The following is a 25,467-nucleotide window of genomic DNA, read 5'->3' on the forward strand; positions in this document are numbered from 1 at the left end:
CCCTCCTCCGCACCGCCTGCGGTGGAAGGTGCGATCAGTCAACCGGACAGGGACACCGTGCAGGGAGCCGAGGTGCTGCACATCCGAGGCACCCGCGCGGACGGCACCTCCTACACCGCCGATTTCTCCGCCGTTCGGACCCCGGACGGGCAGGTCCGGAGCCAGAACGCCGTCTACTGGTTCAGCAGCCTCGACAAACCGGCCTAAGTGGACGGTGCCGACTCCGGTGCAGGAGTCACCGGCTTCGGCACCCCCTCAGGTTCGGGTTCGATATGCGGCAACAGCCGATCCAGCCAAGGCGGCAGCCACCAACTGTGCTTTCCCAACAAGAACATCGCCGCCGGCACGATGATCAGCCGGATGATCGTCGCGTCGATCAGCACGCTGACCCCGAGGCCCAGGGCCAAGATCTTGATCACCACATTCGGCGAAGCCAGGAACGCGAAGAACACACACACCATGATCACCGCGGCCGACGAGATCACCCGAGCGGTCACCGCGAGACCATCAGCCACACTCACGTGGTTGTCCTTCGTACGCAGCCAAGCCTCGTGCACTCGCGAGAGCAGGAACACTTCGTAATCCATAGACAGGCCGAACACGATGGCGAACATGATCATCGGCACGTACGACTCGATCGGCACCTTCTCGTGCACCCCCAGCAGCGCCCCGCCCCAGCCCCACTGGAACACCGCGACGATCACGCCGTACGAAGCGGCGATCGACAGCAAGTTCAGCAACGCGGCCTTCAACGCCAACACCGGGCTGCGGAAAGACAGCAGCAGCAACACGAACGCAGCCGCCACCACCACGCCGATGATCGTGGGCAGGCGGGCGGCGACGATGTCGCGGAAGTCGAGCTGGCCGGCCGTCATGCCGGTGACGTAGCTGGTCGCGCCGGCGAGGACCGGGGGCAGGGTCTGGGTGCGTAGCGTGCCGAGGAGCTCGTCGGTGGCAGCGTCCTGCGGGCCCGTGGTGGGGGTGACGGTGGACAGCATCAGCGCGCCGTCCGGGCTGGGCGACATCGGGGTGGCCGAGGCGACGCCGGGGGTTTTCGCCAGGGCCTGCTGGACAGCCGAGCCCAAAGCCGCGTCGGACGATTCCACGACGACGGTGAACTGACCGTTGGCGCCCGGGCCGAAGCCGCTGCTGATGGCGTCGTAAGCCTGGCGCGTGGTGGTGCCGGCCGGGTCGGCGCCTTCGTCGATGTGGCCCAGCTCCATGGAGAACGCGGGGATGGCGAGCACCGCGGCCACGAGCACGCCGCCGCCGAGGTAGCGCCAGGGGTGGCGGTCGATGCGCACGGCGTAGCGGTGCCAGGCGCTTTCCTTGCCGTCGGCCGACTGCTCGGCCACGGGCTTGCGCACGTGCCAGCGGTCGATCCGCCGCCCGGACAGGCCGAGCAGCGCGGGCACGAGCGTGGTCGCCGCGATCCCGGCCACGACCACCGTGATCGCGGCGGCCAGGCCGAGCTTCCCGATGAACGCGACGCCGACGGTGAACAGGCCCATCAACGCGATGACCACCGTCGTCGCCGCGATGAGCACCGAACGGCCGCTGGTGGCGACGGTGCGGCCGGCGGCCGTGACCGGATCGGCGCCGTCGAGCAGGTGCTGGCGGAAGCGCGTGGTGAGGAAGAGGGCGTAGTCGATGCCGACGCCGAGGCCGATCATGATCGCCAGCGTCGGCGAGGCCGTGGCAAAGCTGATCGCGGCCGCCAGCAGGCCGAGGATGCCGAGGCCGGTCGCGACGCCGATCACCGACGTGACGATCGGCAGGCCGGCGGCGATCACACTGCCGAAAGCCAGTAGCAGTACCAGAATCGCGACGATGATGCCCACGGACTCCGAGCGCAGGTCGCCGGCGCCGGGTTCGGCCGCCTTGCCGAGTGCGCCGCTGTAGTCGACCTGGACACCGGTCGCGCGGACGGGATCGGTGGCCTTGTCGATGCCGTCTACGAGGTCGGTGCCGAGCGCGGCGGGCTTGTCGTCGAACTGGATGTTGGCGAAGGCGACGCGGCCGTCGGGCGCGGTGGTGCCGGGCGCGAGCGGGTCGGACAGCGACACGACGTGGGGCACGGCGCGGACCGCCGTCGCGGCCTGCTCGATGGCCGCGCTCTGGCTGCTCAGCGTGCCGGAGTCAGTGGTGAAGACCAGGCGCGCGCTGTTCGAACCACCGACGACGCCGTGCTCGGCGAGCACAGTGCTGCCGCGGCCGGATTCGGCGTCGGGCAGGCTGAAGTCGTCACTGTACGTACCGCCCACGAGGTTGTTGGCCACCGTCGCGCCGGCCAGCACCAGGATCCAGATCACGATCACCGGCCACGGACGCGCGGCGCACCACCGACCGAGGCGTTCGAGGATTCCGGCGGGGGCTTCTTCCGTGATACGAGCGTTTTCCGTCATTTCGCCACCCGGCTTCCGGGAGTTTTCCCGGTTCAGCCTCACGCGGCGAATGGTGTAGGCCTAGGGTCGAAGGTCCTCGGACGGCCCCAGCCGGATGGTGACGGTGCGTTACTGCTTCGCGAAGGCGAGCGAACCGAGCGCGACGACGAGGGGCGCCAGCTCCGGCAGCTCCTCGGCCTCGGCGAGCGCGGCCGACAGCGTGGCGTCGTGCGTCGGACGGGCCGCGTCGAGCAACTCCCGGCCCGCGACGGTCACCTCGGTGTAGATGCCGCGCCGGTCCGTCGGGCAGAGGTAGCGCGACAGCAGGCCGCGGTCCTCGAGCCGCGTCACCAGGCGGGTGGTGGCCGACTGGCTCAGCACCACGGCGTTGGCCAGCTGGTTCATCCGCAGGTGGAAGCCGTCCTGGCGGGCGAGCACGTCGAGCACGGTGTACTCGCTCACCGACAGCTCGTGGTCGCGCTCGAGCGCGCGCTGCAGCCGGTCTTCGATGCGCGCGTGCAACGCGGCCAGAGTGCGCCAGCCCTGCGCCCGGGCCTCCACGGCGTCGTCAGCCAGTGACACGGTTCACCCCTTCTCGCCGACCCCCGCGGTTGCGGGTGGTTCGCCCTTCAGGCACTATCGAGCGTGTGCAAATAACCGCGTGCGCAAGTATTGCTGACGCTCGTAATCGTCTGCTGCCACTGTACTCGCGAACGCAGGAAGGGGTATCCACCCGATGAACATCGACCTGAGCGGGCGCACCGCCCTGGTCACGGGGTCCACCGCCGGTATCGGCGAGGCCGCGGCCGCGGCACTGGCCGCCGCGGGGGCCGACGTGGTGGTGAACGGCCGCAACGCCGATCGCGTGGCCGACGTCGCGAAGCACCTGGGCGTGCGCGGGATCGCCGCCGACGTCGGCACAGCGGAGGGCGTGGCATCGCTTGTTGAGCAGCTGCCGGACGTGGACGTGCTGGTGAACAACGCGGGCGTCTTCGCGCCGATCCCGGTGTTCGAGATCAGCGACGAGGAGTGGCTCCGGATCTACCAGGTGAACGTGCTCTCGGGCGTCCGGCTGACGCGGCACTACGCACCCAGGATGGTGAATCGCGGGTGGGGCCGGGTGATCTTCGTCAGCAGTGAATCGGCGGTTCAGCCGCCGACCGAGATGGTCCACTACGGTATGACGAAGACGGCCCAGCTGGCGTTGTCCCGCGGGATGGCGCAGGAGGTGGCCGGCACGGGCGTCACCGTCAACAGCGTGCTGCCCGGACCCACGCTCACCGAGGGCGTGCGCGAGTTCGTGCGCAGCCTGTACCCGGACCTCGACTTCGCCGAGGCCGAGCGGCGGTTCATGGCCCAGGACCGTCCGACCTCCCTGCTGGGCCGCCTGATCCGCCCGGAGGAGGTGGCGAACCTCATCACCTACGTCGCCTCCGACCAGGCCGCCGCGACCACCGGGGGCGCGCTGCGCGTCGACGGCGGGGTCGCGTCGGCGATCATTCCGTGAGTTTTCTTGCTACAGAAGGGTTTCTGAGTTGACCAGCGTTCCTGTCACCAAGTTGAACAACGGCGTCGAGATGCCGCAGCTCGGCTTCGGCGTCTTCCAGGTGCCGCCCGCCGAGACGAAGGCCGCGGTGAAGACCGCCCTCGACGCCGGCTACCGCAGCATCGACACCGCCACGGCCTACGGCAACGAAGCCGCCGTCGGCGAGGCCCTCGCCGAGTCGGGCATCGCGGCCGACGAGCTGTTCATCACCACCAAGCTGTGGAACAGCGACCAGGGCTACGACCAGACGCTGCGCGCGTTCGACTCCAGCATCTCCGCGCTGGGCCTCGATCAGCTCGACCTCTACCTCATCCACTGGCCGCTGCCCGCGCGCGACAAGTACGTCGACACGTGGAAGGCGCTGGAGAAGCTCTACGCCGACGGTCGCGTCCGCGCCATCGGCGTGTCCAACTTCCAGCCGTCGCACCTGCGCCGCGTGCTCGACGAGGGCAGCGTGGTGCCGGCCGTGAACCAGATCGAGCTGTCGCCGTACCTCGTCCAGCAGGAACTGCGCGCCTTCCACGCCGACCACGGCATCGCCACGGAGGCCTGGAGCCCCCTGGCCAAGGGCGGCGACCTCCTGGGCGAGCAGGCCGTCGTCGAGGTGGCCACCGCGCACGGCCGCACGCCCGCCCAGGTCGTCCTGCGCTGGCACCTGCAGCTGGGCAACGTGGTCATCCCGAAGTCCGTCACACCCTCGCGCGTGGCCGAGAACTTCGACGTCTTCGGCTTCACCCTCACCGACGCCGAGGTGGCGAGCCTGTCGTCGCTCGACCGCGGCCTGCGCACCGGCCCGGACCCGGACACGTTCGACGTGGCGTGAGGTCGGCTTGACAACGGGCGGCTCCCTTGGTGGGGAGCCGCCCGTTTTCTGTTCTACGGTGCGGTATGGAGATCGAGCTGCGGGACTGGCTGCCCGAGGACGCGGCGTGGTACGTCGCGCAGGTGCAGGACCCGGACACGTTGCGCTTCACCACGGAGCGGGCGACGCTGACGGTCGCGGAGTTCCGGCACGCCCTGGAAGCATTGCGCCGCAACGAGAACGCCCTCGGCTTCGTCGCCATCGCCGCCGAGTCCGGGGAGCGGCTGGCCAACCTCGCCGCGGAGCGCGAAGGTGCCGTCGCGGAGGTCAGCTACTGGGTGACGGCCTCCGCACGAGGCCGCGGAGTCGCGCGCCGCGCGCTCGCCGAGCTGTGCCGGCGGGTGAGCGCCGCGTGGCCCGGCACCGAGATCCGTCTCTGGACGCACGCGGACAACGTCGCTTCGCAGCGAGCGGCCGAGCACGCCGGCTTCGGCCGGTTCGAAGGCCCGCCCACGAAAGAGGTCGGCGGCCAGGTCTGGCCGGTGGTCCGCTACCACCGCCTCACGGCTTCCGGGCCACTCCACCCAACGTCAGATAGTTCAAATCCCCCAACGGAGTCATCCGCGGCCCATCGGGCCACCACTCGTGCATCATGCCCAGGCCCGGCTCCAGCAGCTCCAACCCGGTGAAAAACGACTCGATCTCCTCCCGCGACCGGTGCACCGTGCCCAGTCCGGTGCCCTGGAAGGTCGAGTCGATGAGGTGCGCCAAGGCCTGCCGAGGGGGGTCGGCCGGGGGTTCGTGGTGGTGGGTGAGCAGGAGGTACGAGCCGGGGGCCAGCTGGTCGACGTAGCTGCGCACGATGAACTGCGCGCGGTCGAGGCTGTCGATGTGGTGGACGATCGAGCAGAGCAGCAGGGCCATCGGGCGGTCGAAGTCGAGGTGGCGGTAGACGATGGGGTCGCCCAGGGTGGCGCCCGGGTCGGTGAGGTCGGCGCCGGAGACGTGGGTGCGGTCGTTGGTCTCCAGGACGGCGCGGCCGTGGACCTGGACGACCGGGTCGTTGTCGACGTACACGACTCGCGCGTCGGGGTTGTGGCGTTGGGCGACCTCGTGGGTGTTCTCCGCGGTGGGCATGCCGGAGCCGAGGTCGAGGAACTGGTCGATGCCGCGGTCGGCGGCGAGGTGGCGGACCACGCGCATGAGCCACGCGCGGTGCTCGTGCGCCATGTCCTGGGCGCCGGGGGCGACGGCGAGCAGGCGCTGGAGCATCACGCGGTCGGCTTCGTAGTGGTCACAGCCGCCGAGGAGGGCGTCGGACAGGCGGGCCAGGCTGGGGCGGTCGGGGTCGAAGCGCGTCGAGGTCCCCGAAACCACCATTGCCCCCTTCGCGCCACGGACAGTGCACAGACTACGACACCGCGTCCACCAAGTGAACCCACTCCCCACAGCCTGCTCCACCTGCAGTAATCCTCAGGAGAACGAGAGTTCTACCCACGTCCTCCCAGTGTCGGTCGTCCGATACACAGCGGAGCCGCTTTCGGCGTCCGGCAGCCCGTCGACGACCACTCCGACGCCGTCACCCACGAAGGCCAGATCCGAGAGTCCGACGCCACGATCGGACAGCACGGTGGTGGTCCACGTGCGGCCGCCGTCGGTGGTGTGGTGGAGGAAGCCGTCGCCGCCGCCCTCGGCCGCGACGGTCGCGGTGTCGGCGGTCGCGGCGCTGAAGCCCTGCGTGATGCCGACGGCCGGCGCGTCGGCCGTGCCGCTGAACGTGCCGCCCAGCTTCGGCGCGCGCCACATCCGCCGCTCCGACGAACCCGGCTGCGGCGAACCCGGGCTGCTGCTGCACAACGCGATCACCTGCCCGGCCCGCACCCCGCCCAGCGAGGCCGCGGTCCCGGACGGGCACGGCGGCGACGCGGGCGTGAACACCACTCCGTCGCGCGAAGTCCAGTACTCCTCGGTGCGGTAGTCGGCGCCCAGCGCGATCTGCAGCCCTCCCCCGGTGGCCAGGTCGCCGTAGGTGATGCCGCCCGTGACCTCGAACCCCGGCAGCGGCGCCAGCACGGGCGCGCCCGCCAGGCCGGAGTACACGGACGTGGTGTTGCCGTAGGAGTTGCTCGTGACCACGGCAAAAATCCGGCCGCCCGTCTCGGCCAGCACGGACACGTAACGCTGCCCGCCGCCGGCCACGAGCACCGTGAACCAGTGCCGGCCGCCGTCGCGCGTGGCGAGGATGCGGGAGCCGTCGGTGACGTACAGGTGCTGAGCGCTGGCGGCGACCAGCCGGACGTGGTTGTGGTTGTCCGGCAACGACATCGGCGGCGCGCCCAGCCTTCGCCAGTGCGCGCCGCCGTCGGTCGTCTCGAGCAGGACCGGGCACCAGCCCGGTTCGCCGCAGTCGGTGTAGCCGAGCACGAAGCCGTGCTCCGGCCCGGTCCAGCTCGTCGACGCGGGCGCGAAGCCGGCAGGAACAGCAGAAACATCAGGAGCAGCAGTGGCGGAGGCGGGGACGAGGGCCAGCACGGCGAGTGCGGCCGCGACGACGGCGGCGCACCGGGTGGGTTTCATGATCGGCAGGACGTGCGGCCCTAACCGAGGTTGCCCGCCTTCCCCCGGACGGCCCGGAATTCAGCCCTTCGGCTTCCGCGGCGACGGAGGCGCCGGCGGCCCCGGAGGTTCAGGCTGGGGAACCTGCGCCTGAACCTGAGCCTCCTCCACAGCCTTGTCCCCGGCGGGGGCGGCCGCGTCGAAGTGGTCCCGGCACCACCTGCCATACCGCCTCGAATGCACTGTCATCGCGTCACCTCCTCCCGGACTGCACGGCGTGGACCCCACCAGGGTCCCCCGTGGACCGGAAGTGCGCCAGTGCTTTGCGCGGCTCGGCGGCAAGCCTCAGCCGACCGGGTGGCGCCCCTCGGCGAACTCCTCGATCACCTTCGCGCAGAACGCCGGCAGGTCGTCGGGGTTCCGACTGGACACGAGACCGTTGTCCACCACGACTTCTTCGTCGACCACGGTGCCGCCCGCGTTGCGGATGTCCGTGCGCACGCTGGGAAACGAGGTCAGCGTGCGCCCGCGGACCACGTCGGCCTCCACGAGCGTCCACGGCCCGTGGCAGATCACGCCGACGGGTTTGCCCGCGCGCACGAAATCGCCCGCGAACCGCACGGCCGCCGGGTCGCGGCGCAGGTTGTCGGGGTTCATCGTGCCGCCGGGCAGCAGCAGGGCGTCGTAGTCGTCGGCGGAGACGTCGGCGACGAGCCGGTCGACCGGGAACGTGGCGCCCTTGTCGATGTCGCCGTTCATGGCCTGGATCTCGCCGTCGGCGAGCGAGACCAGGTCCACCGTCGCGCCTTCGGCGGTGACCGCCTTGCGCGGCTGTTCCAGCTCCACCTGCTCGACGCCGTCGGCCGCCAGGATGGCCACCTTGCGGCCCTGAAGTACTTTCGCCATCGGGTTTCCTCCGTCCGGGGTCCAAGTGACTGACCCCCGGCTACCCACGTGGCGGACCGCTCAATCCGCGCGCGCCACGGCTTCGATCGCGAGCACGGCGATGTCGTCGTGGCCGGAGTTGCCCAGCCACGCGCGCACGGCCTCGCGCAGCCGCGCCACGACCTGGTGCGCCGGCAGCCCGACGCAGTCGGCGAGCACGGAGTGGAACCGCTCGTCGCCGAACAGCTCGGCCGATTCCGTGCGGTTGCGGGCTTCCGTGACGCCGTCGGTGTAGAGCAGGCAGACGTCGCCCTCGTCGAGGTGCACCGTCGCCTCGGCGAAGCGGGCCTGCGGCGAGATCCCGACAAGCGTGCCCGGCACGCTCACCTCCTCGACCCCGCCGTCGCGGCGCAGCACGAGCGGCGCCGGATGCCCGCCCGAGGCGAGCGTGACGTCGAGACCCGAGTCCGTCGGCGCCACCGAGCCGAGCACGAGCGTCGCGAAGCGGTTGGAGCCGCCCGCGATGAGCAGTTCGTTGAGCAGGCGCAGCATCGTGCGCCCATCGCGTTCCACGAGCTGCAGCGCGGCCAGCGAATGCCGCACGCGGCCCGTGAGCGCGGCCGCCTCGGCACCCTTGCCGCAGATGTCGCCGACGACCACGAACGCGCTGCCGTCTTCCCTCGCGGTCACGTCGTAGAAGTCGCCGCCCACGCCGAGAACGCCACCGGCCGGCTCGTACCAGAGCGCGAAGTCGGCGCCGTCGACCTCCGCCGGCGGCGTCGGCTTCAGCGTGGTCTCCAGGCCGCGCGTCGCTTCTTCCTGACGCGCGTAGCGCTGCGCGTTGGCCAGCGCCGTGCCCGCGGCCGTGGCGAACGCCTCGATCGCGCGCGGCTGCCCGGCGCCGAACGCCGGTTCCGTGCGCCGCCCGATCAGCACCGCGCCGGTGACGCCGCCCTCGTCGACGCCCAGCGACACCGCCGATACCTCGGCGTGGCCGGAGAACCGCTCGGCCACCGCCGACGGCATCGTGGCCACCTCCGCGGCGGGTACCACGCGCACCTCGGGCGGCCCGATGGCCGCGAAAGTCTCGGCCACCGCCGGCGCGTGCTGAGCCGGCACCCGCCGGATGCGGCCGTGGCCGGGCGCGCCGTGGTCCTCGCAGCTCCACCACTCCCAGCGGCCGCGGGTGGTGGGCAGCAGCACGAACACGCAGTCGCCCAGCGCGGAGGCGGCCAGCTCGGCGATCACGCGCGCCGTGCCGTGGCGGCCGCGGGCCGCGGCGAGTTTCGGACCGGCTTCCGCGAGGAACTCCTCAGGACGACGGGGGCTGTCGTCGACCACGGTCCACACGCGCCAGCCCTCGGGCAGCGGGCGCAGGTGCGCGGCGCGGCGGACGTCGCCGAGGTCGATGCGGCCGGTGGATTCCGTCACGGTGACGAGCACGGGCGGACCTTCGGCGGCGAGCGTGCGCGCGGCCGCGTTGGCCCAGCGCACGGCTCCGGCCGGGTCCTGGACGAACACCGGGTCCCGCACGTCTTCGAGCACCGAACGCCAGAAACCCCCGTGCTCGGGCAGCGCGGCGCCGGGTGGCAGGGCCGACGCCGGAGCGGGCCGTGACACCATGCACGAACCTCCTGCCTCCGGGTCGACCGACTTGTCGTCAGTACAAGGTTGGCACAGCGTGAGCGGGCGGACTGGCTCGAAGTGTAGGGCGAACCATGGCACGCTGGGTCGACGACCATGGCTGGCACACGCGTGGTGGAGAGGGTCGGCAGACATGACAACCGGTTCCGAGCGGGACGAGATCACCGGAGGAAACGGCATTGCCGCCGGTGAGGCGGCCGCGCTGGAGCGGCTCCTGGCCGCCGTCCGTGACCTCGGCGAAGGCAACTTCCGCCGTCGGCTCGTGGCGAGCGGCGACGGGATCGCCGCTCAGCTCGCGGGCGCGTTCAACGACATCGCCGAGCGCAACCAGCGGCTCGTGACCGAACTCATGCGCGTGCGCGGCGCCGTCGGGCAGGAGGGCCGGCTCACCGAGCGCGTGCGCGCCGAGATCGGCCCCGGTGGTTGGACCACCGCCGTCGAGACGATCAACGGGCTGATCGAGGACGTCAGCAAGCCCGTGGTGGAGCTCGATCGGGTGCTGGGCGCGGTGGCCGAGGGCGACCTCTCGCAGCCGATGGCGCTGCAGCTGGACGGCAAACCGCTGCAGGGCCAGTACGCCGACCTCGCGAAGACCGTGAACGGCCTGCTCGCGCAGCTTTCGCGCTTCGCCGCCGAAGTGATCCGCCTCTCGCGCGAGATCGCCGGCGAGGGCCGCCTCGGCGGTCAGGCCGAGGTCCCCGGCGTCGCGGGCACCTGGCGCGACCTGACCGACTCCGTGAACTTCCTCGCCGACAACCTCACCGAGCAGGTCCGCAACATCGCCCAGGTCACCACGGCCGTGGCGCGCGGCGACCTGACGCAGAAGATCAACGTGGACGCCCGGGGCGAGATCCTCGAGCTCAAGAACACCATCAACACCATGGTCGACCAGCTCTCGTCGTTCGCCGACGAGGTCACCCGCGTCTCGCGCGAGGTCGGCAGCGAAGGCCGCCTCGGCGGTCAGGCGCGCGTGCCCGGCGTGGCCGGCACCTGGCGCGACCTCACCGACTCGGTGAACCTGATGGCCGACAACCTCACCGACCAGGTCCGCAACATCTCCCAGGTCGCCACGGCGGTGGCGGCGGGCGACCTGACGAAGAAGATCGACGTGGACGCCCGCGGCGAGATCCTGCAGCTCAAGACCACGCTGAACACCATGGTCGACCAGCTTTCCGCCTTCGCCGACGAGGTCACCCGCGTGGCCCGCGAGGTCGGCAGCGACGGCCGGCTCGGCGGCCAGGCGGAGGTCCCCGGCGCGGCCGGCACGTGGCGCGGGCTCACCGACTCGGTGAACCAGATGGCCGACAACCTCACCGACCAGGTCCGCAACATCTCCCACGTGACCACCGCCGTGGCGAAGGGCGACCTGACGCAGAAGATCACCGTCGACGCGCGCGGCGAGATCCTCGAGCTCAAGACGACGATGAACACGATGGTCGACCAGCTCTCCGCCTTCGCCGACGAGGTCACCCGTGTCGCGCGCGAAGTCGGCACCGAGGGCATGCTGGGCGGCCAGGCGCAGGTGCCCGGCGTCGCCGGCATCTGGCGCGACCTGACCGGGTCCGTGAACTTCATGGCCAACAACCTCACCGCGCAGGTCCGCAACATCGCCCAGGTCGCCACGGCCGTCGCGCGCGGCGACCTGACCAAGAAGATCGCGGTGGACGCCCGGGGCGAGATCCTCGAACTCAAGACCACGCTGAACACGATGGTCGACCAGCTCTCCGCCTTCGCCGACGAGGTCACGCGCGTGGCCCGCGAAGTCGGCACCGAGGGGAAGCTGGGTGGTCAGGCGGCCGTGCCGGGTGTGGCCGGCACGTGGAAGGACCTGACGGACAACGTCAACTTCATGGCCAACAACCTCACCGACCAGGTGCGGAACATCTCCCAGGTCACCTCGGCGGTGGCGAAGGGCGACCTGACGCAGAAGATCAGCGTCGACGCGCGCGGCGAGATCCTGGAGCTCAAGAACACGCTGAACACGATGGTCGACCAGCTTTCGGCGTTCGCCGACGAGGTCACGCGCGTGTCCCGCGAGGTCGGCACCGAGGGCAAGCTCGGTGGCCAGGCCCGCGTGCCCGGCGTCGCCGGCACGTGGAAGGACCTCACCGACAACGTCAACGGCATGGCCGACAACCTCACCGAGCAGGTCCGCAGCATCGCCACCATGGCGAGCGCGGTGGCCAACGGCGACCTGTCGAAGAAGATCTCCATCGACGCCGCCGGCGAGGTCGCGGCGCTCGCGGCCACGCTGAACAGCATGGTCGAGACGCTGCGCGCGTTCGCCGACGAGGTCACGCGCGTGGCGCGCGAGGTCGGCACAGAAGGCATCCTCGGCGGTCAGGCGCGCGTGCCGGGTGTGGCCGGCACGTGGAAGGACCTGACCGAGAACGTCAACTTCATGGCGCACAACCTGACCAGCCAGGTGCGCAACATCTCGCAGGTGACCACGGCGGTCGCGCGAGGGGACCTCTCGCGCAAGATCGACGTCGACGCGCGCGGCGAGATCCTCGAGCTCAAGACCACGATGAACACGATGGTCGACCAGCTCTCGGCGTTCGCCTCGGAGGTCACGCGCGTGGCGCGTGAGGTGGGCACCGAGGGCAAGCTCGGCGGCCAGGCCGAGGTCGAGGGCGTGTCCGGCACCTGGAAGCGGCTCACGGAGAGCGTGAACCAGCTGGCCGGCAACCTCACCACCCAGGTGCGCGCCATCGGCCAGGTCGCCACGGCCGTGACCGCGGGCGACCTGACCCGCCACATCACAGTGGACGCGTCCGGCGAGCTGGCGGACCTCAAGGACAACATCAACCAGATGATCGCGAACCTGAAGTCGACGACGTCGGCGAACCGCGAGCAGGACTGGCTGAAGACCAACCTCGCGCGCCTCGGCGGGCGGATGCAGGGCCACCGCGACCTCGCGTCCGTGGCCACACTGATCCTGTCCGAGCTGGCGCCGCTGGTGAGCGCGCAGCAGGGCGCGTTCTTCCTGGCTCACGACGACGGCAGCGACCCGGGCCGCAAGGTGCTCGACTGCATCGCCGCGTACGGGCTCGCGCAGTCGCGCGCCGGCCTTCGGTTCACGCTCGGCGAGTCGCTGATCGGGCAGGCCGCCGTCGACCGGCAGACGATCCTCGTGCGCGAGGCGCCGCCGGAGTACGCGCTGGTGTCCTCGGGCCTCGGCTCGGCGCCGCCGGTGAACGTGATCGTGCTGCCCGTGCTGTTCCAGGGCGAGGTGCTCGGCGTGCTGGAACTGGCGTCGGTCAACGAGTTCTCCGCCGTGCACCTGGATCTGCTGGAGCAGCTGCGCCACACCATCGGCGTCAACGTGAACACGATCCTGTCGAACTCGCGCACCGAAGCGCTGCTCACGGAATCGCAGCGGCTGGCGCAGGAACTGCGGGCGCGCTCGGAGCAGCTGCAGGCGCAGCAGGGCGAGCTGCGGCGATCGAACACTGAGCTGGCCGAGAAGGCGGCACTGCTGGCCCAGCAGAACCGCGACATCGAGGTCAAGAACATCGAGATCGAGCAGGCGCGCCAGGAGCTGGAGGAGCGCGCCGGGCAGCTCACCGTGGCGTCGCAGTACAAGACCGAGTTCATGGCGAACATGTCGCACGAGCTGCGGACCCCGCTCAACAGCGCGCTGATCCTCGCGAAGCTGCTGTCGGAGAACCCGGAGGGCAACCTCACGGAGAAGCAGATCCAGTTCGCCAAGACGATCTGGGCGGCGGGCAGCGACCTGCAGCAGCTGATCAACGACATCCTCGACCTCGCGAAGGTCGAGGCCGGGCGCATGGACCTGCAGATGTCCGACGTGACGCTGCCGGAGCTCGTGAACTACGTCGAATCCCTGTGCCGTCCGCTCACGTCGGACAAGGGCCTGGAGTTCGCCGTGCTCATCGACCCACCCGTGCCCGGCAGCGTGCACACCGACGAACACCGGTTGCAGCAGGTGCTGCGCAACTTGCTGTCCAACGCCGCCAAGTTCACCGACGAGGGCGGCGTGCGGCTGCACATCCGCATGGCGTCGGCCGAAGAGGTGGAGCGGGAGGCGCTGCAGTCGGCGGCGGGGATCATCGCGTTCGGTGTCGAGGACACCGGCATCGGGATCCCCGAGGAGAAGCTGGCGATCATCTTCGACGCGTTCCGCCAGGCCGACGGCACCACGAGCCGCAAGTACGGCGGCACCGGCCTCGGGCTCTCGATCAGCCAGCAGCTCACGGAACTCATCGGCGGCGAGCTGCGCGTGCACAGCGAACCGGGCCAGGGCAGCACGTTCACGCTGTACCTGCCCGTGGGCGCGGCGAACCTCATCGCGCCCGCCGTCCCGGTGCGCCCCGCGCCGAAGCTGCCGGTCCTGCCGAGCACCATCACCGTGACCGAGCCGGACAGCGCCCCGAAGCGCTTCAACGGCGAGAAGGTCCTGATCGTCGACGACGACCTGCGCAACGTCTTCGCTCTCGCGGCGGTGCTCGAACAGGCCGGCCTGGAGGTGATCTACGCCGACACGGGTGTCGCGGGCATCCGCGCCCTTGAGCGCCACGAGGACACCGCGCTGGTCCTGATGGACGTCATGATGCCCGAGCTCGACGGCAACGCCACCATCGCGGCCATCCGCGCCGAGGCGGCCCACGAGGACCTGCCCGTGATTGCCGTCACAGCCAAGGCCACCGCCGAGGACCGCGAACGCACCCTCGCCTCGGGCGCCGACGACTACATCACCAAGCCGGTGGACACCGACCTGCTCCTGGACGTGATCGCCACCCGCCTCGAGGCCGACGCGGCCTCGTCTTCGCAGGTGAACGGTTATGGAGCGGGTGACGGGAATCGAACCCGCGTAGCTAGTTTGGAAGACTAGGGCTCTACCATTGAGCTACACCCGCAGCGCCCCCACTGGGACCCAGTGGACCCGGAGGCTGGCCCAGCTTAGCGTGAGGGCTAGGCTGGTACGGCACACCCCCTCCGGACCCCTGCTCGGCTCGGGTTTCGGCGGGTGGCGGGCATCGGGATGTGGCGCAGCTTGGTAGCGCATTCGCTTTGGGAGCGAAGGGTCGCAGGTTCAAATCCTGTCATCCCGACCAGATGGGGCTGGACCTGCGGGTTCAGCCCCTTTTCGCGTCGGCGGATCCGCCGCGGGGAGTTGGCGCAGCGATCGGTGACACTTCGCTTTGAGGATCACGTTCATGCGCAACCGAAAACTCACACCCGCGCCGCCAGCCTGGCAGGCACTCATCGACGAGTGGTCTATGTCACTCGAGTCCGAGAACAAGAGCCCCCGGACCATCCGCTGCTACACGGACATCGCCAGGAAGTTCCACCTGTGGCTCGCCGACCCTGTCGCACCACCGGACGTCGAGAACTCCGAGGCATGGCTCGCCTCGGTGCCACCGGAACCGGAGACGCCGGCCGACTACGTACCGACCCAAAAGCCGCCGATCACCCCCATCGAGTTGATGAAGAAGGTCTTGAAGCAGTTCGAAAATTCCGACTTCGTGAGTCGCCGCGACGAAGCAATTATCCGAATAATCTCGGACACCTGAAGCCGCTTGAGCGAGATTGCCAGCATCGACATGGAACGCGATCTTGATCTGAAGAACCGCAGGGTTGACGTGCTTGGCAAAGGCGGAAAATGGCGGAGCGACTTACTTCGGGTGGTGGCGGCTGATTGCGTCGACGTGGCAGGCCGCCGCCTTCACGTGTGGGTCGAGCGCGCCGGCGTCGTGCAGGGCTTCGGCGTGTACGGCCAGGCGGCGATTTGCTGGGCGGCCAACTCGTTGCCGCGGCGGATCTCGTCGTAGATCGCGAACAGCAACGTGGCGTTCAGAGCCCAAGCTGGGTGACTGGCTTTATTCGAGCGACCACCTCGGGCGCGACCCTCCCGGCCCGGCTGGGCCAGGGGCAACCGAACGGGTGGACGCACCGCCACCATCGGCACATACAAGACACGATCTTCGAATTGATCCTGCCTCAGGCCGGCCGCCAAAAGGTCTCCACTGTGACGTTGGTCATGCGGCGGACCGTTCGTCGACCGGTCGGCGACGCAGGCTGACGGTCGTGACGGCCGGCGGTACGTAGGCGACCTCGTTGGGTCCGGCGTCAGTGCCGGGCGGGGCGATCGCGTCGATCCGATCGAGGAGGTCGTCGTCCAGGGTGACGTCAGCACCGGCCAGCAGGTCGTCGAACTGCTCCATGGTGCGTGGTCCGATGATCGCCGAGGTGACGCCGGGATGCGCGACCGCGAAAGCCATCGCGAGGTGGGTCATCGGCAGGCCTGCCTTGTCGGCGAGCGGGATCAGCTGTTCGACGACGTCGAGCTTGCGGTCGGCCTCGAAGTGGTCCGGCATGAAGCTGGACCGGTGGCTGTCGGACTGCCGGCCTTTGCGGAACCGCCCGGTGAGCAGGCCCTGGCCCAACGGGCTCCAGACCAGCGTTCCCATGCCGTACTGACGGCAGACCGGCAGCACTTCGCGTTCGATACTCCGGTTGATGATCGAGTATGGCGGTTGCTCGGTCCGGAAGCGCTCCAGGCCACGGCGTTCGGCGACCCATTGCGCCTCGACGATGTCCGAGCCGAGAAAGGATGACGTGCCGATGGCGCGGACCTTGCCGCTGCGAATCAGGTCGGACAGCGTCGACAGCGTTTCCTCGAGGTCGGTCGTGGGGTCAGGGCGGTGGATCTGATACAGGTCGAGGTGGTCGGTCTGCAGGCGGCGCAGGGAGTTCTCGACCGCGGTCGTGAGCCAGCGTCGGGAATTTCCCCGGTGGTTGGGATCGTCGCTCATCGGCAGGCTCGCCTTGCTGGCGAGCACGATGTCGTCGCGGCGGCCCTTGAGCGCCTTTCCGACGATCTCCTCGGATTCCCCGAGGGAGTACACGTCAGCGGTGTCGACGAAGTTGATCCCGGCGTCCAGCGCCTTGTGGATGATCCGGATCGACTCGTCGTGGTCCGAGTTTCCCATGGACCCGAACATCATGGTGCCCAGACAGTAGGTGCTGACCTGGATTCCGGTACGGCCCAGTGTGCGGTACTTCATGATTCTCCCTGCTAGAATGGACCGTGAAGATGAAATCGTCGCGGCATTAAGTCCTGACCGGAACCGATTGCACTTTCCTGCAATTCCGGTAAAATAATATCACCGGCTTTAAGCCGGTAAGATCGTCGCGAATTGTTGCGAAATTATCTTTGTTCGAAATCGGCCCTGTGCCGTCGAGGCCGCCCGCGCGGATCTGCCGGGCGACCAAGCCCGGTACTCGTTGCCGGAAGGGTCGCGCTCAAGGGCGATCCGTCGCTGATAACGCGCGTAGTCTTTCGTCGTCGAACACGATCTCGACCAGCGGGCTCCGCGCCAGCCACACGTCGAGAATCTGGCGGCCGGCATGCTGAGTGCCGAGATCACTTCGGTTCTGCAGTGCGAGCACCTCGGTGATCACGCGTCGTCGTGTCGGCGCGTCGACCGGCAGTGCGGTCGCCAGCAGGTCGGCTTGGACTCCGTGTTTGAGGTGGACGGTGAACCGCGGGTTGGCGAGCACGTTGGCATACCAGCTGCGAGCCGCGGGCATGCCCGTGAGATACCAGCGGCCGTCGACGTGGTGGAACCAGATCTCGATCCGTCGGAGCTGTCCGCTCCGCCGACCCGTGGTCGTGATGTCGATCGTCCGCTCTGCCCTGCCCGAATTCGGTCCTATGTCGAGGGCACGCACAACCTCGGCACAATCGTAGCCGCGGTCTTCAGGTGCGCTCTGCCTGGCTTCAGGGTGCATGGCGGTTCTCTCCGTAGTGGCTTGATCCAGCACCTCCAGCACAGCAGCGCTCCGGTCGGATGGCCACCGAGATCCTCTTGCTTACTTGCACAATTCTCCAGCCACGGAAGGGATCGTCACGGCAGTGCTTGGACTGGCCCGGGGGCCTCTCCTCCCTTCAGTCGCATCGCGTCCACCCTCGGCGGGGCGCCGAAATGGCGCCGGTACTCCCGGCTGAACTGGGAGGGATTTTTGTAGCCGACCTGGTAGCTCACAGCGGTGACGTCCTTGGGATGGTGCGCCAGCAGTAGCCGCGCCTCTTGCAGCCGGATGTGTTTCTGGAACTGGACGGGTGTCATCGCGGTCACCTCCCGGAAGTTCCGGTGGAACGCGGACACGCTCATCCCCGCGAGTCGAGCAAGGTCCTCGACGCGGAATGATCGGACGTAGTTCTCCCGGATCCAGCGGACCGCTCGTCGAATGTGGGACAACCCGCTGTCGGCGAGACCGAGTTGGCGTACCGCGTCGCCTTGGTCGCCGGTGATCAGACGCCACACGATTTCGCGTTTGACCAGTGGGGCGAGCGCCGCCCGGTCCTGGGGCCGGTCCAACAGCCGCAACAGCCGCACGATCGCTTCCATCAGTTCGACCGGCGCTTCGCTCACAGCGATGCCCGGTCGGGCGGCTTCTGCGTACGGTGACAACTCCACGGGCCCACTCGTGAGCAGCATTTCGGCGATCTCGGCGGGTTCGAGCGTCATCCCGAACCCGAGCGCAGGGCTGCCCGGCATCTCACCGAGGAAATGCCCGGTCACCGGAAGATCGACGGAGGCGATCAGGTATTGGCCCACCCCGTATTCGTAGATCAGCTCACCCAGAGCCAGTCGCTTTCGTCCTTGCGCGATGACGGCTAGCACCGTGCCCGACATCCCGGTCTCCGGCGTACCACTCGGAGCGGCTTGGCAGATCCGAACGCCCTCGATCGCCGTGGTCCCGTCCGGTCGAACGTGCTGTTCCAACAGCTCGCGGAACTCGTCTACAACCATGTCCCCAGTAGAACAAACCCGCCCAAGACCCCGCTGCGCGCACGTGAGCGGGCTCGCGGAATCCGGCTTCTGGGCCCACGACGCCCGGGACTGCCGTCTCACGGCGGCAGGCGGATCGAGTCCAAAAGGTCCCGATCCAGGCTGCCCTCGTTGAACACCCCACACCTCCTGTGAACGGGAAGGTGAACGAAAGCTCGTAGAGGCCCACCAAGGCCGCGTCGGCGACCGTCCGAGTAATCGGCCCGACGTCATCAAGCGACTGCCAGCTCGACACCCCCGGATAGCGCTCGTCCTTGGTACTCGGGTACTGCGGCACGCGTCCCATGGTCGGCTTGACCCCGAACACGCCACAGAAGCTCGCGGGGACCCGGGCCGAGCCGCCGCCATCAACGCCGAGCGCGAATGGGCCGCCTCCGCAGGACCGCCGCGGCGCTGCTTGCGGAGGCCCCCTGAGGTTCGGTCCGGGTTCCACGGGTTGTGGGTGGGATCGGCGAGCGGTGTCTGCCCAGTTCCGGACAAACCGAACTCCAGGGCGCGGCACGATCCGCCTACTGCGACGCTCCGTTCGACCGCGGATGGTCATGGCGTCATTCTGGGAATAGCGGCCCGCCCGGACACTCGGAATCAGCGGGCCTGGCTCGACACCTGCTTCGCCCGGGGCAGGATCAGGTCCCACGGGAAGACGAAGGTGGAGACCTCCTCATTGCAGCCGGGGCAGAGCACCGTTAACCGGACTTGACGTGGGCCGCTGCGGCGACGCGGCTTCGCATGGGTGGGCCGATGTCGGAGACGTGGGCAGATCGACGTTCGTGCTTCATTGCGGTTTGATGCTGAACAGCGATCTACGTGGGCGGGGGTAGCGATGGGTGGGCGCGGGAGGCGCATGAACAAGCCGGTGAGGACGGCGACCGCTGATCTGTACATTGGTTATGCGAACTTCATCGTGACGGACTGGAGCGGGTCTTGCCCCGACATGGAGCTTGCCTATGTCAACGGTCTCGTGGGGTCGGACTTCAACGGGGCGCTCGTCCTCACCGGCATCACTGACGGTCCCGTCACTGTGACCGTTCAGCTGCTCGACACCGCACCCGACTCGGTCGAGCTCGACGACTGGGACGACGTCGCCGAAGTCTCGGTCGAGTCGGAAGACGGAGAACTCATCGCCCACGACCTGGCGGCCGATCCCCCTCCGGAATTCTCCGACCTGGCCCACACTGGACCCGGCACCTACCGGCTACGCGTGCACGCCCGCGGCCGCGACATCGCCCCCCATCTCAACATCCAGGAACCCGTCGAGAACTACCTGCTTTCCGTGTGGCCGGCACCGGAAGCACCCGACGTCGTCTACAAACAGTCAGACGAGCGCGGACAGGAATACCGGGCAGAACTGAGGCCGCGACCGTGACGCAGGGCTCGGCAGGCTTGAAGCAGTGTCATTGGCAGGGCCGGCCAAACCGGCTGCCCCAACAGGACGGGTACCGGTGTGCCCGTCCGAAGGAAGATCCGCGCCGACAGGCGAACCATGGAACCTACGTGCCCTCACCGACCCGCCGCAGTGACGAACCCGCGCATCAGTGATCAAGGACGTTCCGTCTCAGTCCGGAGAAGCACGCCGCCCGGACCGGCCTCGGCCTTCCCGCGTCGGAAGCACTTCTTCGCCGCCTGCTCGCTCTCGGCCGTTTCGCACCCTGCCCTCTCGCGCACCGTCGTCAAGGTGACCGTTGGTCGTGCTCGTCGGCATCGGCGTGCTCGACAGGCCGTCGCCGGCTGTGGCGTACGCAGTACCGATCACTCCACCCTCGCCTACGAGTTCAAGTGGGACGGAAGTGAGTGGGTTCGCGGATTCCTGCGCCTGCAGGAGGCGGAACCTGGGCTATTCGTCGCCGGCGTTGGCTGTTGGGCAGGTGGGTTCCGGCGGCGCCGCGTGGGTGCGGGGTAGCTGTGGTGTCGGCGCGCCCGCCGGTGCAGTTGTCGTTGGCGCAGCCGGCTCGGGAGGTGCCGGCGTCGCGGACGGGCTGGTCGTGGGCGTTCGAGCCGACGCTGGATGGCTGGCTTCTCTGAACTTTGGGGCCGTTCCGTCGCAAAGCCTCCGATCCGCCACTCCGCCTGCTGCGTCAGTACACTGACTTCGCGTGACCGACTCCGAGATCGAGATCACCGCAGACCTGGTCCGCGACCTGTTGCAGGAGCAACATCCAGACCTTGCAGGGCTGACCATCCGCGAGGTGGCGGGCGGCTGGGGCAACCAAATGTGGCGCCTGGGGGACGAGTTGGCCGTGCGCATGCAGCGCATGGACCCCACCCCGGAGCTCCAGCTCAAGGAGCGGCGATGGCTACCCGTGTTGGCCCCGCTCCTGCCGCTCCCGGTGCCGACCCCGGCGCGGTTCGGCGCGCCGTCCGAGCGCTTCCCCAAGCACTGGACCGTGATGACGTGGGTTCCCGGCGAGCCGCTGGACCACGCCACGATCAGCCGCGGCGCCCATGCGGCCGACACGCTGGCGGGCTTCCTCCAGGCGCTCCACGTGGAGGCACCTACCGAGGCACCGATCGCCGCAGACCGCGGAGCCCATCCCCGGAACTGCACGGGCGGCTTCGAGAACTTCCTCCAGGCCGTTGCTCCCGACGACATCGCTGCAGACGTCCGGGCCGTCTGGGCCGACGCCGTTGCAGCCCACGCGTGGGAGGGCCCGCCGGTGTGGGTGCACGGCGACCTCCATCCCGCGAACGTCGTCGTCTCGGACGGAACGCTCTCGGGCATCGTCGACTTCGGTGACATGTTCGCCGGCGATCCGGCGTGGGACCTCGCCGCCGCATGGGTGCTGCTACCCGCGGGCACGGCCGCACGGTTCTTCGACACGTACGCGCGCGCAGATGAGGCGGCGATCCGGCGCGCCCGCGGGCTGGCCGCCATGAAGAGCCTCTTCCTGATGCTCATGGGGCAGAACGGAGATCGAGGCCTCCCCGGCGGCAAACCTCACTGGGGACCTGCAGGCCGGGCGGCACTTGATCGTGTTCTGAAGGGCGTTTGATGCACGCTGCTTCGAACCTGTTCTCGATCCTGGTCGAGGGCCATGTGGCAGCCCGTCACCGCAGCAGATCGTAGGCGTGTGCAGTCGCGGCGGGACAACAACCTGGTCGTCTCGAGATGTCCGCACGACGATCGTCGTCACTCAGGGGTGACCGTTCTACCGTTCATGCAGTCGCTGACGCCACCACGCAGCCGCATGCCAGGGGCTGATCGAACTCGCCTTCGGGTCGAGCAGGGTCCTTCGCCTGATCTTCCCGGCGCCCTGGCGACCAATCGTCCGCGAGACCGTCTGACGCGGAGGGCGGGCGGCTGGTCGACGCCACGGTGTGGCCCTCGCCGTGAAAGTGGCCCAATGATCTTGGCCTGAAGTGACCCGCGTTCCGGTGCCATCCCGACCTTAACGTCGAGAGGGAGATCAACTACCGGGTGGGAGTGCAAGACATGAACAAGACGATCAAGGCAGCGCTGGTTTCCCTGCTGGCACTGGGCAGCGTCGCGGCGTGCAGTGCCGGCGAAGCGGCCGACATGGCACCGGCATCGAGCAGCAGCCCCCAAAGCACCGACCCCCACAGCGCCAGCCCGGACGGTCACCAGACGAAAGCCGGAGCCGTCACCCGGCTCATGACGCAGAGCCTGCCCGACATCGCCGGCAAGGAGGGCATGATCGAGATCGTCGACTTCGCGCCCGGGGAAGCCTCCCAGGTGCACCGGCACAACTGCGACCTGTTCGTCTACGTCCTCGAGGGAAGTGTTGTCACGCAAGTGAAGGGCGGCAAGCTGCAGACCGTCCCCACGGGTGGCGTGTTCTACGAGTCCCCCACCGATGTGCACGTCGTGAGTCGCAACGCGAGTGCGACGGAGCCGGCGAAGCTGGCCGTGTTCTACGTGAAGGCGAAGGGGACGCCGCCGACGGTGATCCTCAACGGTGACAACTGACGCTCAGCCGAAGCGGCCGTGGACGTAGTCGGCGGTGCGGTCGTCGTGCGGGGACTCGAAGATCGTGGTGGTCGGGCCGGCCTCCACGATGCCGCCAGGGGCGCCCTCTTCGGCGAGGAAGAAGGCGCACTGCGCGGAAACCCGTTGGGCCTGCTGCATGTTGTGGGTGACGATCACGATGGTCACCTCGCCGCTGAGGTCCTCGATCGTCTGCTCGATGCGGCGCGTCGAAGTGGGGTCCAGCGCCGAGCAGGGCTCGTCCATGAGCAGGACCTTCGGGCGGACCGCGAGGGCGCGCGCGATGCACAAGCGCTGCTGCTGCCCGCCCGACAGCGCGCCGCCCGGTTGGCGGAGGCGGTCGCGGACCTCTTTCCACAGGCCGGCCTTGATGAGGCACTCGGCGACGAGATCGTCCTTTTCGGAGCCGCGCACCTTGGTGCCCGTGAGTTTCAGGCCCGCGGTGACGTTGTCGAAGATGGACATCGCCGGGAACGGGTTGGGCTTCTGGAACACCATGCCGATGTGGCGGCGCGCGTCGGTGAGCTTCCACGACGGGTCGTAGATGTCGTCGCCCCCGAGGAGGACCTCGCCGGCGAGCGTGGCGCTCGGCACGAGCTCGTGCATGCGGTTGAGGATGCGCAGGAACGTCGACTTCCCGCACCCCGACGGGCCGATCAGCGCGGTGACGGACCGCGCGGGCATGGTCAGCGACACGCGGTCGAGCACCTTCCGGTCGCCGAACCACGCGGACACCGCGCGCGCCTCGATCGACGTGGTCTCCTCGACCGACGGCAGCAGCATGGTCATCCTGGTCTCCTCACAACAGGTTCGGCAGCAGCGAAGCCGCCTGGTCGGCCACCGTGACGCCGAGCGCGCCGAGCAGCGGCACCCCGATCACCCACGAATGCCACTTGCCGACGCGTTGGTGGACGTACACGACTCCGGCCGCGCTCACCACGAGCAGCAGCCCCCACAGCACGAGCGGCACCATCGCCGCCGGGTCGCCCGACAGCGCCTGCTCCGACTCGCTCATCGCCGACGCCGGCACCACACCCCCGATCCCGACGGCCGGGGTGAGCAGACGCGCATCCACGCGCAGGACGTCGGCGGGCAGGCCGGGCGGGCCGTCGGCGGTGACGAGCGTCAGCCGGCCCTGGCCCTGCGCGGGCGGGGCCGGCTGCGGGTCGCCGCTGTGGCGCACGCCCAGCACCTCGTACTCGTGCTTGCCCTGCCCGGTGGTGACGCTGATCAGGTCACCGCGTTTGAGCTTGCCGATGTCGAGGAACGGCGCGCCGTACCCCGCGCGCCGGCCGAGCACCACGCTCGTGCCCGCCTGGCCCGGCAGCACCGTGTCGCGGCGGTGCCCCGGCCCGGACTTCAGGACCTCCGACGTGGACCCCTCGCCGACGACCTCGCGCACACCGATCCGCGGCACCGTCAGCACCGCCACCGGAGTCCCCGGCTCGAGCGGGTGCCCGCCGGGGTCGTAGCCGCCGGCCGGCGCGGTCGCGTTGGCGAGCTGGTCGCGGAACGCCGCGTACGCCCGGTCCTGGTCGCGGTTGTGCGCCAGCTGCCCGATCACGGCGATCTGCACGACCAGGCACAGCATCAGCGCGCCGACGATCGACAGCGCCTGCCCGGTCACCCACACCGCCGCGGGTTTCCCCGTCGGCGGTGCGGCGGTGCCCGTCTCGATGGTCACCATGTGCGGCGGGCGTCCGCCCTGCGACGGCGGACCACGATGAGCGCCACGGCGCCCAGCCCGATCAGCACGGCCGCGGCGAGGATCAAGAACCCGAGGTCGACGCCGGTGTAGGCCAGCGTACGGCCCGGCACGGAGGTGCCGACGTTCTCGCCCGTACCGCCGCCGGAGCCGGGAGTGCTGGTGTCCCCGGCCGTAACGGTCGCCGAAGTGTCGCTTGTGGACGTCGCCGAGCTCGACGAGGAGTCGGTGGTCTCGGTGTTGGAGACCGTGCCCGAGGACGTCGTCGTGGACGTGCCGGTCGGGGTGGTGCTCGTGCTCGTCGGGGTGGGCGTCGTCGTGTGCGGAGTGGTGGTGGTCGACACCGGGCTCGAGGTCGTGGTCGACGTGCGGGTCGTCGTGGTCGAGGTCGACGTGGATGTGCCGGTGGTGGTCGTGGTGCCCGTCGTCGTGGTGCCGGTGGTGGTCGTGGTCGATGTCGGCGTGTCCGACGTGGTGGCCGTCGACGAGGTCGAGGTCGGGGTGTCCGATGTTTCCGAAGTGGACGGAGTGGCCGTCGACGTCGGCGTGGCCGTCGTGGTGCCCGTGGACGTCGTGGTGCCCGTGGTGGTCGTGGACGTCGACGTGGTGGTCGTGGTCGAGGTCGGCTGCGAGGTGCTCACCGACGTCGGCGTGGTCGGCGTCGTCGACACGGGCGGCCCGCTCGGATCGGTCGACTGGTAGTGCGTCGGGTCCGTGAAGTACATGTTCGTCGTGAACGTGCCGGTCGGCGTCTGCGAGAACGAGTCCATACAGGACACCTGAACCACGTAGGTGCCGGCGACGACCTCGGTCTGGTTGTCCGTCGCGATGTCGGTCATGCCCTTGGTGAACTGCACCGGGAACGGCTGCGTGGTCGAGAAGTCCACGTCCTGCAGGCCGAACGTCGCCACCAGCCCGGGCGCGAACCCACCGGGCCCGAAGACGTGGGCGATGTAGGAGTCGGAGTCCGGGGTGCAACCCTGCGACGTCCGCACGACCGGCGCCGTGTTCCCGGTGCCCGTGGGCGGTTCGAGGGTGAGGGTGCCGAGGCTGCCCGGCGGGGGCAGCGCGGCCGAGGCGGTGGAGGTCACCAGGGTGACCACGACGATCGCCGCCGCGGCCACCGAGGCGCCCGCCACGATGAGCTGACGCTTACGCATGAAAGCTTTCCTTCCGCTGT

The 25,467-nt window shown here is 69.3% G+C and carries 22 protein-coding genes, 2 tRNA genes and 1 pseudogene; 11 read left to right on the forward strand and 14 right to left on the reverse strand.

From position 1 onward, the window contains the following. The first annotated feature begins 72 nt into the window (after positions 1 to 72). The gene (locus tag K1T34_RS53065) at positions 73 to 207 is read left to right on the forward strand and encodes a hypothetical protein (protein WP_255638292.1); all 135 of its coding nucleotides are present in this window, start codon (positions 73 to 75) and stop codon (positions 205 to 207) included. Here K1T34_RS53065 and K1T34_RS04030 read toward each other — a convergent pair. Further along, positions 204 to 2,405: an MMPL family transporter gene (locus K1T34_RS04030; protein WP_220242954.1), complete on the reverse strand. Its 2,202-nt coding sequence runs from the start codon at positions 2,403 to 2,405 to the stop codon at positions 204 to 206. The two genes, K1T34_RS53065 and K1T34_RS04030, sit on opposite strands and share 4 nt — an antisense overlap. Before the next feature lie 108 nt (positions 2,406 to 2,513). Beyond that, on the reverse strand, positions 2,514 to 2,966 hold the full coding sequence (locus K1T34_RS04035) for a MarR family winged helix-turn-helix transcriptional regulator (RefSeq protein ID WP_220242955.1): 453 nt from the start codon (positions 2,964 to 2,966) through the stop codon (positions 2,514 to 2,516). 154 nt (positions 2,967 to 3,120) lie between these two features. Between K1T34_RS04035 and K1T34_RS04040 the strand changes: the two genes are divergently transcribed. From K1T34_RS04040 to K1T34_RS53070, 3 genes and pseudogenes are all read left to right on the forward strand, one after another. Then, the gene (locus K1T34_RS04040; RefSeq protein ID WP_220242956.1) at positions 3,121 to 3,891 is read left to right on the forward strand and encodes an SDR family NAD(P)-dependent oxidoreductase; all 771 of its coding nucleotides are present in this window, start codon (positions 3,121 to 3,123) and stop codon (positions 3,889 to 3,891) included. 28 nt (positions 3,892 to 3,919) lie between these two features. Beyond that, positions 3,920 to 4,753, forward strand: coding sequence for an aldo/keto reductase (locus K1T34_RS04045; RefSeq protein WP_304504304.1), 834 nt, complete (start codon positions 3,920 to 3,922; stop codon positions 4,751 to 4,753). 65 nt (positions 4,754 to 4,818) lie between these two features. Next, a pseudogene (locus tag K1T34_RS53070) lies at positions 4,819 to 5,211 on the forward strand (GNAT family N-acetyltransferase); the annotation flags it as partial. Between the two features lie 82 nt (positions 5,212 to 5,293). Here the strand turns inward: K1T34_RS53070 and K1T34_RS04050 are convergent. From K1T34_RS04050 to K1T34_RS04065, 4 genes are all read right to left on the reverse strand, one after another. After that, the gene (locus K1T34_RS04050; RefSeq protein ID WP_255638293.1) at positions 5,294 to 6,109 is read right to left on the reverse strand and encodes an SAM-dependent methyltransferase; all 816 of its coding nucleotides are present in this window, start codon (positions 6,107 to 6,109) and stop codon (positions 5,294 to 5,296) included. Between the two features lie 96 nt (positions 6,110 to 6,205). Then, a complete protein-coding gene (locus tag K1T34_RS04055; protein ID WP_220242958.1) occupies positions 6,206 to 7,309 on the reverse strand; it encodes a hypothetical protein in 1,104 nt (367 codons plus the stop codon). 324 nt (positions 7,310 to 7,633) lie between these two features. Beyond that, positions 7,634 to 8,194 carry a type 1 glutamine amidotransferase domain-containing protein gene (locus K1T34_RS04060; RefSeq protein ID WP_220242959.1) on the reverse strand — a complete coding sequence of 187 codons (561 nt, stop codon included), beginning with the start codon at positions 8,192 to 8,194 and terminating at the stop codon, positions 7,634 to 7,636. 60 nt (positions 8,195 to 8,254) lie between these two features. After that, on the reverse strand, positions 8,255 to 9,796 hold the full coding sequence (locus tag K1T34_RS04065) for a PP2C family protein-serine/threonine phosphatase (RefSeq protein WP_220242960.1): 1,542 nt from the start codon (positions 9,794 to 9,796) through the stop codon (positions 8,255 to 8,257). A gap of 154 nt (positions 9,797 to 9,950) precedes the next feature. On the opposite strand from K1T34_RS04065, the gene K1T34_RS04070 reads away from it, so the two are divergent. After that, the gene (locus K1T34_RS04070) at positions 9,951 to 14,672 is read left to right on the forward strand and encodes a HAMP domain-containing protein (protein ID WP_220246985.1); all 4,722 of its coding nucleotides are present in this window, start codon (positions 9,951 to 9,953) and stop codon (positions 14,670 to 14,672) included. Here K1T34_RS04070 and K1T34_RS04075 read toward each other — a convergent pair. Beyond that, positions 14,624 to 14,697: transfer RNA gene (locus K1T34_RS04075), tRNA-Gly, on the reverse strand. The genes K1T34_RS04070 and K1T34_RS04075 overlap by 49 nt on opposite strands. Before the next feature lie 121 nt (positions 14,698 to 14,818). Between K1T34_RS04075 and K1T34_RS04080 the strand changes: the two genes are divergently transcribed. The 3 genes from K1T34_RS04080 to K1T34_RS04090 all read left to right on the forward strand — a co-directional run bounded on the left by K1T34_RS04080 (position 14,819) and on the right by K1T34_RS04090 (position 15,612). Then, a tRNA-Pro gene (locus K1T34_RS04080) sits at positions 14,819 to 14,895 on the forward strand. 102 nt (positions 14,896 to 14,997) lie between these two features. After that, a complete protein-coding gene (locus K1T34_RS04085) occupies positions 14,998 to 15,354 on the forward strand; it encodes a hypothetical protein (protein WP_220242961.1) in 357 nt (118 codons plus the stop codon). Positions 15,355 to 15,360: 6 nt separating this feature from the next. Continuing rightward, entirely contained in the window at positions 15,361 to 15,612 is a 252-nt protein-coding gene (locus K1T34_RS04090; protein WP_220242962.1) for a hypothetical protein, read from the forward strand. Positions 15,613 to 15,819: 207 nt separating this feature from the next. Here the strand turns inward: K1T34_RS04090 and K1T34_RS04095 are convergent, their stop codons facing one another. The 4 genes from K1T34_RS04095 to K1T34_RS53075 all read right to left on the reverse strand — a co-directional run bounded on the left by K1T34_RS04095 (position 15,820) and on the right by K1T34_RS53075 (position 19,183). Further along, on the reverse strand, positions 15,820 to 16,848 hold the full coding sequence (locus K1T34_RS04095; RefSeq protein ID WP_220242963.1) for an aldo/keto reductase: 1,029 nt from the start codon (positions 16,846 to 16,848) through the stop codon (positions 15,820 to 15,822). A 238-nt stretch (positions 16,849 to 17,086) separates the two neighbouring features. After that, positions 17,087 to 17,617: a nitroreductase/quinone reductase family protein gene (locus K1T34_RS04100; RefSeq protein WP_255638294.1), complete on the reverse strand. Its 531-nt coding sequence runs from the start codon at positions 17,615 to 17,617 to the stop codon at positions 17,087 to 17,089. A 74-nt stretch (positions 17,618 to 17,691) separates the two neighbouring features. After that, the gene (locus K1T34_RS04105) at positions 17,692 to 18,537 is read right to left on the reverse strand and encodes an AraC family transcriptional regulator (RefSeq protein ID WP_255638727.1); all 846 of its coding nucleotides are present in this window, start codon (positions 18,535 to 18,537) and stop codon (positions 17,692 to 17,694) included. Then, positions 18,425 to 19,183, reverse strand: a complete 759-nt coding sequence (locus tag K1T34_RS53075) for an amidase family protein (protein WP_255638295.1) — start codon at positions 19,181 to 19,183, stop codon at positions 18,425 to 18,427. The genes K1T34_RS04105 and K1T34_RS53075 overlap by 113 nt, the downstream gene beginning before the upstream one ends. A gap of 300 nt (positions 19,184 to 19,483) precedes the next feature. Between K1T34_RS53075 and K1T34_RS04115 the strand changes: the two genes are divergently transcribed. The 3 genes from K1T34_RS04115 to K1T34_RS04125 all read left to right on the forward strand — a co-directional run bounded on the left by K1T34_RS04115 (position 19,484) and on the right by K1T34_RS04125 (position 22,564). Continuing rightward, entirely contained in the window at positions 19,484 to 20,005 is a 522-nt protein-coding gene (locus K1T34_RS04115) for a hypothetical protein (RefSeq protein ID WP_220242965.1), read from the forward strand. 727 nt (positions 20,006 to 20,732) lie between these two features. Further along, positions 20,733 to 21,629 (forward strand): phosphotransferase, encoded by an 897-nt coding sequence (locus K1T34_RS04120; protein WP_220242966.1) that lies wholly within the window; start codon positions 20,733 to 20,735, stop codon positions 21,627 to 21,629. Positions 21,630 to 22,069: 440 nt separating this feature from the next. Beyond that, positions 22,070 to 22,564, forward strand: coding sequence for a cupin domain-containing protein (locus tag K1T34_RS04125; RefSeq protein ID WP_220242967.1), 495 nt, complete (start codon positions 22,070 to 22,072; stop codon positions 22,562 to 22,564). A 3-nt stretch (positions 22,565 to 22,567) separates the two neighbouring features. Here the strand turns inward: K1T34_RS04125 and K1T34_RS04130 are convergent, their stop codons facing one another. From K1T34_RS04130 to K1T34_RS53080, 3 genes are read right to left on the reverse strand one after another with little or no spacing between them, the layout of a single operon-like run. Further along, positions 22,568 to 23,371 carry a phosphate ABC transporter ATP-binding protein gene (locus K1T34_RS04130; RefSeq protein WP_220242968.1) on the reverse strand — a complete coding sequence of 268 codons (804 nt, stop codon included), beginning with the start codon at positions 23,369 to 23,371 and terminating at the stop codon, positions 22,568 to 22,570. 10 nt (positions 23,372 to 23,381) lie between these two features. Further along, positions 23,382 to 24,269 carry a class E sortase gene (locus K1T34_RS04135; RefSeq protein ID WP_220242969.1) on the reverse strand — a complete coding sequence of 296 codons (888 nt, stop codon included), beginning with the start codon at positions 24,267 to 24,269 and terminating at the stop codon, positions 23,382 to 23,384. Next, a complete protein-coding gene (locus K1T34_RS53080) occupies positions 24,263 to 25,447 on the reverse strand; it encodes a hypothetical protein (RefSeq protein ID WP_255638296.1) in 1,185 nt (394 codons plus the stop codon). The genes K1T34_RS04135 and K1T34_RS53080 overlap by 7 nt, the downstream gene beginning before the upstream one ends. Positions 25,448 to 25,467 lie beyond the last annotated feature (20 nt).

The sequence above is a fragment of the Amycolatopsis sp. DSM 110486 genome, from assembly GCF_019468465.1.
GTDB lineage: Bacteria > Actinomycetota > Actinomycetes > Mycobacteriales > Pseudonocardiaceae > Amycolatopsis.

Excerpts from the sequence above, each read along its gene's own strand:
- K1T34_RS04030 (WP_220242954.1), bottom strand. The coding sequence starts at position 2,405 with ATGACGGAAAACGCTCGTATCACGGAAGAAGCCCCCGCCGGAATCCTC.
- K1T34_RS04040 (WP_220242956.1), top strand. The coding sequence starts at position 3,121 with ATGAACATCGACCTGAGCGGGCGCACCGCCCTGGTCACGGGGTCCACC.
- K1T34_RS04055 (WP_220242958.1), bottom strand. The coding sequence starts at position 7,309 with ATGAAACCCACCCGGTGCGCCGCCGTCGTCGCGGCCGCACTCGCCGTG.
- K1T34_RS04060 (WP_220242959.1), bottom strand. The coding sequence starts at position 8,194 with ATGGCGAAAGTACTTCAGGGCCGCAAGGTGGCCATCCTGGCGGCCGAC.
- K1T34_RS04065 (WP_220242960.1), bottom strand. The coding sequence starts at position 9,796 with ATGGTGTCACGGCCCGCTCCGGCGTCGGCCCTGCCACCCGGCGCCGCG.
- K1T34_RS04070 (WP_220246985.1), top strand. The coding sequence starts at position 9,951 with ATGACAACCGGTTCCGAGCGGGACGAGATCACCGGAGGAAACGGCATT.
- K1T34_RS04085 (WP_220242961.1), top strand. The coding sequence starts at position 14,998 with ATGCGCAACCGAAAACTCACACCCGCGCCGCCAGCCTGGCAGGCACTC.
- K1T34_RS04095 (WP_220242963.1), bottom strand. The coding sequence starts at position 16,848 with ATGAAGTACCGCACACTGGGCCGTACCGGAATCCAGGTCAGCACCTAC.
- K1T34_RS53075 (WP_255638295.1), bottom strand. The coding sequence starts at position 19,183 with ATGACCATCCGCGGTCGAACGGAGCGTCGCAGTAGGCGGATCGTGCCG.
- K1T34_RS04115 (WP_220242965.1), top strand. The coding sequence starts at position 19,484 with ATGAACAAGCCGGTGAGGACGGCGACCGCTGATCTGTACATTGGTTAT.
- K1T34_RS04125 (WP_220242967.1), top strand. The coding sequence starts at position 22,070 with ATGAACAAGACGATCAAGGCAGCGCTGGTTTCCCTGCTGGCACTGGGC.
- K1T34_RS04130 (WP_220242968.1), bottom strand. The coding sequence starts at position 23,371 with ATGACCATGCTGCTGCCGTCGGTCGAGGAGACCACGTCGATCGAGGCG.
- K1T34_RS04135 (WP_220242969.1), bottom strand. The coding sequence starts at position 24,269 with ATGGTGACCATCGAGACGGGCACCGCCGCACCGCCGACGGGGAAACCC.
- K1T34_RS53080 (WP_255638296.1), bottom strand. The coding sequence starts at position 25,447 with ATGCGTAAGCGTCAGCTCATCGTGGCGGGCGCCTCGGTGGCCGCGGCG.